11 protein-coding genes are annotated in these 12,805 nt (G+C 66.8%); 3 read left to right on the top strand and 8 right to left on the bottom strand.

Annotation, left to right across the window (positions count from 1 at the left end; genetic code table 11):
* Positions 1-6 precede the first annotated feature (6 nt).
* The 5 genes from BMX85_RS20655 to BMX85_RS20635 all read right to left on the bottom strand — a co-directional run bounded on the left by BMX85_RS20655 (position 7) and on the right by BMX85_RS20635 (position 5,109).
* On the bottom strand, positions 7-1,464 hold the full coding sequence (locus tag BMX85_RS20655; protein WP_090323093.1) for an efflux transporter outer membrane subunit: 1,458 nt from the start codon (positions 1,462-1,464) through the stop codon (positions 7-9).
* Positions 1,461-2,168 carry a CerR family C-terminal domain-containing protein gene (locus BMX85_RS20650; protein ID WP_090323091.1) on the bottom strand — a complete coding sequence of 236 codons (708 nt, stop codon included), beginning with the start codon at positions 2,166-2,168 and terminating at the stop codon, positions 1,461-1,463. Before BMX85_RS20650 ends, BMX85_RS20655 begins: the two co-directional genes overlap by 4 nt.
* A gap of 285 nt (positions 2,169-2,453) precedes the next feature.
* Entirely contained in the window at positions 2,454-3,806 is a 1,353-nt protein-coding gene (locus tag BMX85_RS20645) for a hybrid sensor histidine kinase/response regulator (protein WP_090323088.1), read from the bottom strand.
* 47 nt (positions 3,807-3,853) lie between these two features.
* Complete coding sequence (locus BMX85_RS20640; protein WP_090323085.1) at positions 3,854-4,633, bottom strand: 2OG-Fe dioxygenase family protein; 780 nt, start codon at positions 4,631-4,633, stop codon at positions 3,854-3,856.
* A gap of 5 nt (positions 4,634-4,638) precedes the next feature.
* Positions 4,639-5,109 (bottom strand): MarR family winged helix-turn-helix transcriptional regulator, encoded by a 471-nt coding sequence (locus BMX85_RS20635; protein ID WP_090323082.1) that lies wholly within the window; start codon positions 5,107-5,109, stop codon positions 4,639-4,641.
* A gap of 172 nt (positions 5,110-5,281) precedes the next feature.
* On the opposite strand from BMX85_RS20635, the gene BMX85_RS20630 reads away from it, so the two are divergent.
* Positions 5,282-6,409 carry an HD-GYP domain-containing protein gene (locus BMX85_RS20630; protein ID WP_090323079.1) on the top strand — a complete coding sequence of 376 codons (1,128 nt, stop codon included), beginning with the start codon at positions 5,282-5,284 and terminating at the stop codon, positions 6,407-6,409.
* A 54-nt stretch (positions 6,410-6,463) separates the two neighbouring features.
* Positions 6,464-8,323: a CHASE domain-containing protein gene (locus BMX85_RS20625; RefSeq protein WP_229210591.1), complete on the top strand. Its 1,860-nt coding sequence runs from the start codon at positions 6,464-6,466 to the stop codon at positions 8,321-8,323.
* 19 nt (positions 8,324-8,342) lie between these two features.
* Here BMX85_RS20625 and BMX85_RS20620 read toward each other — a convergent pair whose 3' ends face one another.
* Complete coding sequence (locus BMX85_RS20620) at positions 8,343-9,161, bottom strand: sugar phosphate isomerase/epimerase family protein (protein WP_090323073.1); 819 nt, start codon at positions 9,159-9,161, stop codon at positions 8,343-8,345.
* Positions 9,158-9,994: a phytanoyl-CoA dioxygenase family protein gene (locus BMX85_RS20615; protein ID WP_090323847.1), complete on the bottom strand. Its 837-nt coding sequence runs from the start codon at positions 9,992-9,994 to the stop codon at positions 9,158-9,160. Before BMX85_RS20615 ends, BMX85_RS20620 begins: the two co-directional genes overlap by 4 nt.
* A 107-nt stretch (positions 9,995-10,101) precedes the next feature.
* Between BMX85_RS20615 and BMX85_RS20610 the strand changes: the two genes are divergently transcribed.
* Positions 10,102-11,049 carry a LysR family transcriptional regulator gene (locus tag BMX85_RS20610; protein ID WP_229210590.1) on the top strand — a complete coding sequence of 316 codons (948 nt, stop codon included), beginning with the start codon at positions 10,102-10,104 and terminating at the stop codon, positions 11,047-11,049.
* 16 nt (positions 11,050-11,065) lie between these two features.
* On the opposite strand, the gene BMX85_RS20605 is transcribed toward BMX85_RS20610, so the two are convergent.
* The gene (locus BMX85_RS20605; protein WP_090323068.1) at positions 11,066-12,775 is read right to left on the bottom strand and encodes an Ig-like domain-containing domain; all 1,710 of its coding nucleotides are present in this window, start codon (positions 12,773-12,775) and stop codon (positions 11,066-11,068) included.
* Positions 12,776-12,805 lie beyond the last annotated feature (30 nt).

Here is a 12,805-nt window from a genome sequence, read left to right as displayed (position 1 = left end):
TTGTTTTTATTGGACGTTGGCGCCGTTGGCGCTGGCGGTGGCGACCGCGGGGGCGCCGTCGGCCGGCGCGCTCCAGCCGCCGCCGGCGGCGCGGTACAGCGACACCCAGGCGGCGCTGCGTTCGCGCTGCAGGTTGATGACGGTTTGCTCGGCGGCCAGGCGGGTGCGGCGCGCGTCCTCCAGTTCGAACAGGCTCGCCAAGCCGTTCTTGTAGCGCTCTTCGACGGCGGTGAAATTGGCGCGGTAGCCGTCCAGCGCGGTCTGGGCGTCGGTGGCGCGGGCGGCGGTGCCGTCCAGGTTGACCAGGGCCTGTTCCAGTTCGCTGACGGCCTGGCGCACCGTGGAGCGGTAGTTGGCGACGGCGTAGTCGTAGCGCGCGCCGGCCGCGTCGACATTGGCGCGGCGCCGGCCGGCGTCGAAGATCGGCACTGACACCGACAGCGGGCCGATGGTCCAGGTGTCGGTCTTGGTGTTCTCGCCGCCGGAGCGGAAGTTGGCGATGCCGACCGAGCCGGAAAGGGTCAGGCGCGGATAGCGCTGCGCCTGGGCGTTGCCCACTTCGGCGCTGGCGGCGGTCACTTCGCGTTCGGCGGTGAACACGTCCGGGCGCTGGTTCAAGGTGTTGGCCGGCAGCGCGGCGATGGCCATGGCCGGCGCAACCGCTTCGGCGGCCGCCACGCCGTTCACCAATTGCTGGCGCAGTTCCGCTTCCGGCAGCGCCGTCAGCGCCACCAGCACCTTGACGTTGACGTCGCAGGTGGCGCGCTGGGTCAGGTAGCGGTTGTTGCCCTCGGCGGCGCTGGCGCGCGCCAGCGCCAGATTGGCGGGCGATTCGAAGCCGGCGGTCGCGCTCAGCTCCGTCAGGCGCGCGGTGTCGGCGCGCGAGGCGGCGTCCTGCTTGGCGACGGCCAGCAACTGCTCGCAGGCGCGCAGCGCGTAGTACTGGTTCGCCACTTCGGCGGCGACGGAGACGCGGGCGTCATGCCAACCGGCTTGCGCGCTGTCGAGGCGCGCTTGCGCGGCGTCGCGCGTGGCGCGGTTGGCGCCGAACACGTCGATCTCCCAGGATGTTTGCAAGGCCGCCTGCGAGGTGGTCCCCATCGGCAAGGTCGATTGCTGGTTGGCGCGGCTGATGCTGCCCGTGCCGTCGAGCGCCGGCACCAGCGCGGCGCCGGCGGCCACGCGGTCGGCGCGCGACTGCGCGATGCGCGAGGCGGCCGATGCCACCGTCGGGCTGACCGCCTGCGCCGACTCGATCAGCCGCACCAGCAGGGCGTCGGCCTGATGGCGCCACCAGTTGGCCAGGTCGGCCTGGTTGCCGTTGTGGGGCAATTGCGATGGCAGCGGCGCCTGCCACTGCACTGGCGCCCGGGCGTCGACGTGAGGCGCCGGTGGCGTCAGGGCGCAGGCGCTGAGCGCCGTGGCGACGGCCAATGCCGTCGTCGCGCGTACGATAATCTTCATGCTTTCCTTTGGAGTCTAAGTTTTTCGGCATTGAACAGCGCTTCCGCATAGTCGACCAGCCGGTCGCCCCACTCGGTTATCGCCTCCGGCGTGGACAACATATGCGGCGTGATGGCATTGATGACGTCCTGGGAGATCAATAATTGTATGCAGAGGGCGGGAATTGAAAAAGCCAGCCGGTGGACGTCGTCGGTCGCCTCGTCCAGGCCCAGATGGCGGCACAGCACCCCAACCAGCGCCAGGTGTTCCGGTTTGATGTTGTTTTCCACCTCCATCGCCCACAGCCCGGTGGGCTCGAGCATCTCGCGGAAGAACAGGCGCAACATCACATCCGCCTCCGTGTTCTCCTTTAGAAGGGGGGCCATCATCTGGCCGTAATAGCCTTCCAGGGATTCGCGCAAGGTGAAGTGCGGCTGGTCGAACGCCGCGACGTTTCCTCCCGCCTCGGCGCACATGAAACTGAAGCAGGACTGGTACAGGCCCGCCTTGTCGCCGAAGTAGTAGCTGATGGCGGCGACGTTGGTGCCGGCCGCTTGGGCGATCTCGCGCGTCGAGGTTTTGGAAAATCCCTGCTGGCCGAACAGCCGCATCGCCGAGACAAGCAGGCGCTCGCGCGACTGTTCGCCATCGGAGCGTGGCTTGCGGACGTCGTCCGCTGGCTGGCTGGGGGCCGTGGTGGTGGGGGAGGTGGCTTTAGCGTTCATGGCGCGATTACACCACATAACTCAAACAAATGATATAACTAAATCGATTGTTTAATTTAGTGATGAACTATCGCACTGCAGCAGAGCCAGGTCCCCGACGACTCTGCCGTAAACACCGAAAAAAGGGCAAAAAAAAGCCCGCTACGGTGAGGTGGCGGGCTCAATTCCAATGTTCAGCGAACGGTTGGAGGAGACAGTTCCAATATATCCTGATTTATGTTGCGGTGCAATACGGTAGAAATACTGTAGTTATGTTGCCACAGTGCACAGCTCATCCGTGTCATGCTAGGCACGACGCGGCAGCGCCAGGGTGAACGTGCTGCCACGGCCGAAATCGCTTTTGAAGAACAACGAGCCGCCGATCAGGTTGGCCAGGTTCTGGCACAGGTACAGTCCCAGTCCGGCGCCTTCGGCGTGGCGGGTCGAGGTCGAGTCGAGCTGCGAGAACGCCTGGAACAATTTGCCCTGGTCTTCCTCGCGGATGCCGGCGCCGCTGTCGGCCACCGAGAACTCGATGACGTTCTGGCCTTCGGCCGGCCGCAGCGCCAGGGTCACGCGCACGGTGCCTGTTTCGGTGAACTTGATGGCGTTATTGCCAAGGTTGAGCAGGATTTGCGTCAGCGCGCGGCGGTCGGTCTCCAGCACCACGGCGCCCGGCGCCAGGTCGATTTCCAGCGCCAGCCCTTTTTGCAGCGCCAGCGGCCGCAGCGTGTCGACGACGTCGGTGACCAGCTCCTGGCACTGTACCGTCTCCAGTTCCAGGGTCACCTTGCCGGCTTCGATCTTGGCCACGTCGAGGATGTCGTTGATCAGCGAGAGCAGGTGGCGCGCGCTGGTGCGGATGGTGTTGAGCTGCTTGTCCTGTTCCGCCGTCAACGGGCCGGGGAGCTTCATCAACAGCGCGCCGGTGAAGCCGATGATGGCGTTGAGCGGCGTGCGCAGCTCGTGCGACATGTTGGCGATGAAGGCCGACTTCATGCGGCTGGCCTCGGCCAGCTCCAGGTTTTTCAGCGCGATCTCGCGGTTGATGGTTTCCAGCTCGCCGGCGTGGTGGGCCAGCCGCATATTCAGTTCGATCACCTGGCGCTCGCGCGCCTGCAGCTCGCTGTTGACCTGCACCGCCTGTTCGTAGGTGGAGATCAGCAGGTCGAGGATTTGCTGGCGTTCGGCGTTGATGAAGTGCTTTTGATCGCCCAGGTAGAGGGCGATGCCGACCTCCATGTTCTGGTTCTTGCGCAGCTTCTGGTTCATCAGCATGTGGCCGATGCGGTTGAGCAGATAATCCTCCGCGTACGGCTTGCGGATGAAGTTATCGGAACCGCATTCGATGCCGCGGATGATGTCCTTCGGGTCCATCAGCGATGTCACCAGGATCACCGGGATGTCGCGCAGTTCCGGATCGGTCTTGATGGCGCGGCACAAGGTGTAGCCGTCCATTTCCGGCATCACGATGTCGGACAGCACCAGGTGCGGTTTGCGCTCGCGGATCGCCTCCAGCGCCAGCCGGCCGTTGCCGGCCACGCGCGCCTTGTAGCGCATCGACTGGATCAGGCGGCGCAGTCTTTCGGCCTGGGTAGGGCTGTCTTCGACGATCAGAATTTCGATTTCGTCGGGCTGTATCTCGTAGCTGGCGTCCACAGACGACCCTCCTGGTGCGGTATTTAGCTGATGTGACTATATCGGATTTAGCCCTGAAGCAGGGGATTTTCCTGTCCCTGGAAACCACCCGCGCGCCAGGTCAGCACCAGCGTATCGCGGTGGCCATGCCCGGACAGCGGCTGGATCGGCGTCGATTCATGGATCACGGTGGCGTCGTCGAGCAGCAGCATGGTCCACGGCGCGGTCATCGTGAAGCGTTTGCCGTTCGGGCCGGCGGCTTCAAAGATGCGAGTCTCGCCGCCCTTGATGCCGGCGCGCGCGATCAGGATCACGGCGACGAAGTCGACGCCGTCGCGGTGCGCGCCTTCCGGCGTCGGACGGCCGATGCCGTCGGTGGTGTCGATGCGGAACTGGTGCGCCTCCACGTACCACGGCTGGCCGGCGTGGGCGTCGCCGCGCGCGGCGGCGCAGACCTGGCCGATCGCCGCCACCAGCGCGTTCCAGGCCGGCTGCGCCACCGTTTCCGGCAGCATCGGCTCGAACAGGCGGTGCATGCCGCCGTGCAGGGCGTTGTACTCGAGCGGTTGCCAGTGGGCGCGGTGCGCCGTCTGCGTCAATCGGGCGCCTTCCTGCACGAAGCACGAGTGGCGGCGGCGCCGATAGCGCCCGCCGTCCTTCAGATAGTTATCCAGCGCCAGCGCGTCCCAGCCGGGGATCAGCGCGTTCAGTTCGGCCAGCGGCACGCCGGCCAGCGCGGCCACGTCGTCCGGCGCCAGCAAGGCGTAGCCGGCGCCGCGCAGCGCCGCCACCACGTCGCCGGGCGGGGTGAAAATTGGAGCGGAGGTGGTCGGGGCGGAGGTCGTCATCGCGCTCAGTTGGCCGAGGCCATCAGGCCGGCGCGCAGGCCGTCGAGCTGCTGCTTCATGCCGACCACCTCGTCCAACGTGCACTTGGTCGCCTGCAGGATGGCCGGCGGCAGCTTGGCCGCCTCGTGGCGCAGCGCGTCGCCCTGCGGCGTGAGGGTGATGATCACCTGGCGCTCGTCGCTGGCGGCGCGGGTGCGGGTCAGCAATTCGGCCTGCTCCATGCGCTTGAGCAGCGGCGTCAGGGTGGCCGAGTCGAGGAACAGCCGTTCGCCCACTTCGGAGACGGTCAGCTCGTTTTTCTCCCACAGCACCATCATGACGAGGTACTGCGAGTAGGTCAGGCCCAGGCCGCGCAACAGCTTGCGATAGATCTTACTCATCGCCAGCGAGGTCGAATAGAGCGCAAAGCACAGCTGCCCGTCCAGCTGCGGTACGGCGGCCGCCGTGGTGTCGTCGGGGTGTTTTTTCGTATTCATGCCTCCATTATGGGTAGTGCGCTATACAATTGCAAGCGATGGCGCGTAAAAAAATCCTGGGCGCAGATTAGGCTAGTTATTCGGCCCCACTCAGTTATGATTGGGTTGAGACGCTGCGCGGACCAGCAGGCGACAGCGGTTGTATAGGACTAATCCGTGGGAGTAGCGGTACATGAACGTCAAAAAAGCCATCGTACTCATCGTTGACGAGGCTTCGGACAATCTGATCGAGATGAATCGACTGTTGCAGAAACAGTACGAAATCCGGCTGGCCAACAGCGGCCGGGCAGCGCTGTCGGTGATGCAGCAGGTGCCGCGACCGCATCTGGTCGTGCTGGACACGGCGCTGCCCGACATCGACGGCTACGCCGTCTGCCAGCAGCTCAAATCGAACCCCGACACCGCCGACATTCCGGTGATCTTCCTGCAAACGCGCGACGAGCGCGACGAGGAGCGCGCCCTGATGGAGGGCGGCGCCGACGTCGTCGCCAAGCCGGTCATCGGCGATGTGTTGCGCGCGCGCGTCGACACCCACCTGCAGCTGCGCCACTCGCGCGAGCTGCTCAAGCAGCAGCGCAACCTGCTCGAACACGTGGTCGAGGAAGTCACGCTGGAGCTGGGCCAGATGCTCGACGCGATGATCTGGGCGCTGGCGTCGCTGGCCGAGACGCGCGAATACGAGACCCCCAACCACCTGCGCCGCGTGCAGCACTACGTGGTCGCGCTGGCGCGCCAGCTGCAGGGCCACAAGCGCTTTTCCGAGGAACTGAGCGACGCCAACATCAAATCGCTGTACAAGGCCGCGCCGCTGCACGACATCGGCAAGGTGTCGATCCCCGACGCCATCCTGCTCAAGCCGGACCGCCTGACCGAGGCCGAATTCTCCGTCATGAAAATGCACACGGTGTACGGGCGCGACGCCATCGTCAACGTCGAGAACCACCTAGGCTACACCAACACCTTCCTGCGCTACGCGCGCGAGATCACCTATTCGCACCAGGAGCGCTACGACGGCTCCGGCTATCCGGAAGGCCTGGCCGGCGAGGCGATACCGATGTCGGCGCGGCTGATGGCGGTGGCCGACGTCTACGACGCGCTCATCTCCAAGCGGGTCTACAAGCCCGCCTTCACGCACGAGACGGCGATGGAGATGATACGCCAGGCCAGCGGCGAGCATTTCGATCCCGACGTGGTCGACGCGATGCTCACGGCCGAGGAGGAATTCATGGCCATCGCCGAGCGCTATAGCGACAGCCCCGGCGACGAAGGCGGCGACTCCCTGCCGTTTGTCGCCACCTGATCCAGGGGCCACATGCGCGCGCGCGGCTTACTGGCTTTCGCCATCGGCATTTGCGTGACAGTCGGTACCTGCTATGTCGTGGCCACCGAGCAGCGCGCCCAGGTGCGGGCCAATTTCCAGCGCGACGCCGACAAGGTCACGCGCGACACCGAGGTGCGCTTGCAAACCTATTTCGACATGCTGCTCAGTATCAAGGGCATGTACGCGCTGGGCGACGGCGTCGACCGGGCCGGTTTCAACCGCTTCATCCGCGAGCTCAAGCTGGACCGGCGCTATCCCGGCTTCCAGGCGATCCAGTTCGTGCGGGTGGTGCCGGAGGAGCGGCTGGCCGCGTTCACCGAGTCGGTGCGGCGCGACACCAGCGTCGATCCGCGCGGTTATCCGGAGTTCCACATCCATCCGGCCAGCCGCCGGCCGCTCCACTACGTCATCGAGTACACCGAACCGCTGAAGGGCAACGAGAACGCCTTCGGCCTCGATCTGGCGGCGCTGCCGCCGCATTTGAAGTCGCTGGAGCTGGCGCGCGACAGCGGCGACATCGTCGCCACCGAGCGCATCACGCTGGTGCAGGACAACAGCGGCGAACCCGGTTTCGTGGCGCGCGCGCCGGTCTTCCGCAACGGACTGCCGCTGCACACGGCCGAGCAGCGCGCCGGGGCGCTGGTGGGATTCGTCGCCATCGTCTTCCGCGTCAACACGCTGATGCGCGAGGTGATCGACGCCCCCTTGCTCGAGCATTTGCATGTGCGGATCGAGGACAGCGGCTACGGCGGCGCGGCCCTGCCGCCGTCGGGCGACAAGCTGTTGTACGACAGCGACGGCAAGGCCGACGCCATCGCGCCGGCCCGGTTGCTGCCGCTGGAGCTGATGTCGCTCAAGGTGCTGCCGGTCGGGCACCGCCGCTGGCTGCTGCGCTTTCACGGCCACGAGGGCTCGCGCTACGGCAGTTCGTCGCTGCCGGTGCTGCTGATCGGCGTGGCGGGATTCATCATCAGCGCCTTGATCGCCGCGTTGCTGGTGTCGGGGCGGCGTCTGACCGACACCAAGCATCAGATGGAGCGCAGCCTGGCGGAGCTCGAGCGGCAAAAGAGCAACGTCGAGCAGGCGCGCAGCGATCTGGCGTCGGTGGTGCAGACGCTCAAGCAGGCGCAGACCAATCTGGTGACGTCGGAGAAAATGGCGGCGCTCGGCGCGCTGGTGGCCGGCGTCGCCCACGAGCTGAATACGCCGATCGGCAACAGCCTGCTGACGGCCAGCGCGCTGAGCGACATGGTGCGCGAATTCGAGCGGCGCCTGGCGACCGACGGCGGCCTGAAACGCTCGGCGCTGGAGGCGCACCTGGGCGAGGCCCGCAAGGCGTGCGACATCATGAACACGTCGCTGACGCGCGCCGCCGATCTGATCACGTCGTTCAAGCAGGTGGCGGTGGACCAGGCCAGCGGCCAGCGGCGCACGTTCGCCCTGGAGGACGTGGTGCGCGACACATTGGCGACGTACGCGACGCAGCTGCGGCGGCGCGTGTGCGAGGTCGCCGTCGACGTGCCGGGCGATCTGGAGTTCGACTCCTATCCCGGCAGTTTGAGCCAGGTGCTGAGCAACTTGATCGGCAACGCGCTGCTGCACGGTTTCGACGGGCGCGATTGCGGCGCCATCAGCATCAGGGCGCGGCGCGGCGGCGCCGATACGGTGATCCTGGAATTTCGCGACGATGGCGTCGGCATGACCTCCGCCACGCTGCACAAGGTCTTCGATCCGTTCTTCACCACCAAGCTGGGACAGGGCGGCTCGGGGCTCGGGATGAATATCGTCTACAACATCGTGACCGGCGTGTTGCGGGGCACGATCGGGGTCGAGGCGGAACCTGGCAAGGGGACCTGCGTGACGTTGGAGCTGCCGGTAAATCCGCCACAGTGACGTGACGTGCGGTCGTCCCTCAATGGCCGTACCGCCCGCGCAGCAGCGCCAGCATCGCCACGTTGAGCTCCCACGCGTTCGACACTTCCTGTTGCGTATAGGGCAGCGTTTGCGTGTACGGCACCGGGCCGAATTCCGGCGTCAACGTCATGCGTCCGGCGCCGGCCGCGCGCCGCAGGCGCACCACCTCGTCCCACCACGACAGGTGCGCCGCCAGCGCGGCTTGCGACTCCGGCGCGCGGAAGTCCGCCACCTGCGGCCCTTGCGGATGGCCGACGCGCGCGTGGATGTGGCGCACATGCGGCAACGTCGCGGCCAGCGTTTGCGGCTGGTCGTCGAGCAGCGATTCGCAGGCGCAGCACCAGTGCGACAGATCGGCCGTCAAGCGCAGCTCCGGCATGCGCTCCAGATACGGCAGCAACAGCATCGGATGGGCGCTGAAGCGGCCGCGGTGGATCTCGTGGTAGATCGGCACGCCGTGACGGCGCGAGATGGCGTCGGCCAGTTCCAGCAGCGCGCCGTTTTGCGCCGGCGTGAAATAGTCCTTGCCGGTCTGCGAGTTCACGTGCAGCGGCCCGGCGGCGCAGGCGTTGTTCAACAGTTCGTCCAGCGCCGCGCGGTGCGCCTCGAAGCCCGGCACCAGCGCCGTCTCCCACTGCGACGCGATCAGTCCCAGTCCGGCGGCGGCGATGCGGCCGGTCCAGTCGCCGCGCGCGGCGGCGTCCAGCGGCAGCGACATCTCGATGCCGTCGAAGCCGGCCGCCTTGACGCGGTCGACGAACACCTGCGGCGCCAGTTCGTTGTTGCCCCAGTGGGCGGCGAAGATCTGGACGATCAAAGGAAGCCCCGCACCGGGAAGCTGGCGTCGCGCTGGATCCAGTTCAGCGGCGAGTATTCGGTGGCGGCGTCGGTGACGTGCAGCGTGTAGGCATGGCGCGAAAACGCCGAGCGGTTCGGCGCGCTGTAGTGCGGCAGCAGGCCGTGGAAGCATACCAGGCTGCCGGCCTTGCATTCGAGCGGCACGGCGGTGCTGTCGTCCGGCCATGGCATGTCGCTCAGTTTTTCCATGCGCACGTCGTCGCCGGTGCGCAGGAAGCGTTCGCGCATCGGGCCGCGATGGCCGCCCGGTTCGGCCCACATGCAGCCGTTTTCCAGGGTCGCGTCTTCCAGCGCGAACCAGAACGTGGTCACGCTCACCGGATCGGTGTCGAAGTAGGTGGCGTCCTGGTGCCAGCGCACCTCGCCGCCGATGCCGGGCTGCTTGAAGATGTACATCGACTGCCACACCTGGGCGTCGTTCAGCCCCAGGTCGCGGGCGACGGCGACCAGGCGGGCGTCGGCCGAGAAGGTGCGGAACACCGGATCGAGATCGTGCATCGCGTGGCCGATCTTGTTGATCGACAGCGACTTGTCCTGTTTCAGCTCGCCGCCCGGGCCGAACGCCTCCTCTTCGAAGAAGCAGCGTATCGTGTTGTCGGAGCGCAGGAAGTAGTCGTCGGTGGTTTTTTCCTGTTCGACGGTGCTGAAGATGCCGGCGCCTTTCGGATCGAATTCGTTGACAATCTGCGCGGCGCGCGCGCGCAGCGCGGCGATCTCGGCGGCGCTTTTGAAGTCCGGCAGCACGATATAGCCATCGCGTTGATATTGTTGTTTTTGCGCGTCTGTCAGCATGCCCGGCTCCGGAGAATAGTATGGATCGGTCATTGTACGGCGCTGCGGCGCGCCGGACAATTGGCGAAAAGGTTGACACATTGTCGTCAAAGTGGAGACAATCGCGCATGGATCAGTTACGCGCAATGGAGATTTTCGTCGAGGTGGCACGGCTGCGCAGCTTCAGCGAGGCGGGCCGCCGGCTGGGGCTGACGCGGGCGATGGTCAGCAAGCACATCCTGCAGCTGGAGGACCGGCTGCAGGCGCGCCTGCTGCACCGCTCGACGCGCGAGGTGAGCCTGACCGACGCCGGCCAGGCCTACCTGGCGCCGTGCACCGCGACGGTGGAGCAGGCGCGCGAGGCGGCGCGGGTGGTGGCCCACGCCGGCGCGGAGTTGGCCGGGCCGCTGCGGATACAGGCGCCGTCCAGTTTTGGCAGCGAATGGCTGGCCGGCGCGGTGGCGCGTTTCAACCTGCTGCATCCGCAGCTGTCGCCGATGCTGTACCTGGACGACGCGCTGCTCGATCCGATCGAGCATGGCTTCGACCTGACGATCAGGGTGGGCGGGATACCGGACGTGCACGCGTTGGCGATGCGCCCGCTGGCGCCGTGCAAAGGCGTGCTGTGCGCGTCGCCGGATTACCTGGCGCGGCATGGCGTGCCGCAAACGCCGGAGGATTTGCACGGCCACCGCTGCCTGCACTTCAGCCACCTGACCGACGGCACCGCGTGGCACTTCAGCAAAGGGGAGGAGCGGCGCACGGTGCGCGTGCAGGCCGCGTTCACGGCCAATAATGGGCTGGTGCTGCAGCACGCGGCGCAGCAGGGACTGGGGATCGTCTACAACACGACCTTCCTGGCCTGGCGCGCGCTGATGGAGGGCAGTTTGGTGCCGGTGCTGGCCGACTGGGAGCTGCCGCTCAATCATCTGAGCGCGCTGTATCCGGCCAGCCGCCAGCCGTCGCCCAAGGTCAGGGCATTGATCGATCATCTGGTGGCCGAATTCCAGCCGGATGGCCAGCCGGTGCCGCCTTGGGACCGCCCATTGCGGCGCCTCCCGGCGGCGTCCGCTTAGCGGCGCTTACCGTCGCTTAGCGTCCTGTCAAGCGGCTGAAGCGGATATGCGCGTCGGAGAAACCGGTGCTGGAATGCTGGGGCCACAGCAGCATTGCCTGCCCGCTCTGGTCGATCGTCAGCACCGGATCGCGCAATTGGGCAGCGCCCGCCGCGATCGTCGTCGGCGTATCCCATTTGCCGGTGGCGACATTGAACCGCATGGTTTTGAGTGCATAGCTGGTTTCGGAATACCCCACCCAAGCGGTCACGAAGTTACCTGCGCTGTCGACCACCAACGGCATGGTCGAGGTGACCCGATCGTCAATGCTGGTCAGCTCGCTCCAGGTGCCGGTCGACGACTGGTAGCGGCGGCTCTTGATCGTGTCGGTGGCGCGCCCGAGGTTGTATTCGCGCCAGACCAGCATGGCGTTGCCGGCGGCGTCGACGGCGAGCTGTTCGGAGCTGGAGGTGCTGACATCGACCACCTGGGGCTTGCTCCAGCTATTGCTGGCGGCGCTGTAGCGCACCACGCCCAGCGCGACGCTTGGGGACGTATATTCTGTTATGACCCCGATCGCGTTGCCGGCCTGATCGAAAGCGAGCTTCGACACAAAGGAGGTGCCAGCGGCGGTGGTCGCGATGATGGCGGGGGTGCTCCACGCTTTGGCGCCCGCATCGTAGCGCGCCGCGTGCGCGACATAGTCGTTTGGCGCGGCGACGACCTGCGACCACAGCACGATGGCGTTGCCGCGCGGGTCGATGGCCGTCACCGGGAAGCCGGTGTCGGCGACGCCGTGCAGCGGGCGCGCCGGCGTCCATTGCTGGCTGCCCGCGTCGTAGTAGGCGGCGTCGATGGTGGCGCCGCCGCCGCCGCCGACATACTGCTTCCAAACCGCGATGATGTTGCCGTTTTGGCCGACCGCGACTTGCGGCTTTGCGTACCGCGACGAGGGACCGTTGGCGTTGGAGATGGTCAGCGGGCTGGACCACTGGCCGGCGGCGGCGTCGAAGCGCGCCGCCCGCACGACGAAGCGGCCATCGTCCTGCGCTTCCTCCCAGATCGCGCAGGCGTTGCCGGCGCCGTTGACACTCAGAGCGGCCCCTTCCGCCCAATTGCTGTTGCCCTGGATGTAGACCGCCGCGCTCCAGCGTTGACTGGCGGCCGAGTAGTGGCGCGCCACCATCTGGGTCGTCGCGTTGCGCAGTTCGGACCACAGGCTGACGGTGTCGCCGTTGCGGGCGCTGCCGATCATCACCACGTCGTCCGCGGGGCCGACCCATACCGGCGCGGCGGCGGCATCGACCGCGGCCGTCGCGCCCCAGCTCGGCATACGGGTATCGAAGCTGGTCAGCGAAGACGCGCCCAGCTTGCCGCCGGCGGTGCTGGCGACCGTGTCCGACACCTTGAGCTGGTAGCGGCTGCCCCACACCAGCGGCGCGGTGGGCGTCAGGCTCACGGTGCTGCCGTTCAGCGCCAGACGGGCGTCGACCGCGCCGATACTGCTGCTGAGCGAGAAGGTGGCGGCGGTCAGCGTGGGCATCGCGGGCGCGGCGTCGAAGCTGGCGGTGGCCACGGCGTCGACGCCGGTGGTCGCGCCATCGGCCGGGGTGACGGCCGTCAGCTTCAGGGGCGCTGCGGCGGAAGCGGGGGCCGGCTGGGCGCCGCCGGCGCCGCCGCCACCGCCGCCGCAGGCGGACAGCATCAGCGACAGGGCGCAGGCCAGGGTGATGGACGGATTACGCAACGAATTCTCTCCTGGTTTGATCCGCGGCAC

It is taken from the genome of Duganella sp. CF517, assembly GCF_900110275.1.
Taxonomy (GTDB): Bacteria; Pseudomonadota; Gammaproteobacteria; order Burkholderiales; family Burkholderiaceae_D; genus Rugamonas.
The sequence above is the reverse complement of the archived record's forward strand: the minus strand, read 5'-3'. Positions and strand labels throughout refer to the sequence as shown.

Bases quoted from the DNA above. Each gene is read 5' to 3' on its own strand.
- BMX85_RS20615 (WP_090323847.1), bottom strand. From the start codon at position 9,994: ATGCTGACAGACGCGCAAAAACAACAATATCAACGCGATGGCTATATC.
- BMX85_RS20610 (WP_229210590.1), top strand. From the start codon at position 10,102: ATGGATCAGTTACGCGCAATGGAGATTTTCGTCGAGGTGGCACGGCTG.
- BMX85_RS20630 (WP_090323079.1), top strand. From the start codon at position 5,282: ATGAACGTCAAAAAAGCCATCGTACTCATCGTTGACGAGGCTTCGGAC.
- BMX85_RS20640 (WP_090323085.1), bottom strand. From the start codon at position 4,633: ATGACGACCTCCGCCCCGACCACCTCCGCTCCAATTTTCACCCCGCCC.
- BMX85_RS20635 (WP_090323082.1), bottom strand. From the start codon at position 5,109: ATGAATACGAAAAAACACCCCGACGACACCACGGCGGCCGCCGTACCG.
- BMX85_RS20650 (WP_090323091.1), bottom strand. From the start codon at position 2,168: ATGAACGCTAAAGCCACCTCCCCCACCACCACGGCCCCCAGCCAGCCA.
- BMX85_RS20655 (WP_090323093.1), bottom strand. From the start codon at position 1,464: ATGAAGATTATCGTACGCGCGACGACGGCATTGGCCGTCGCCACGGCG.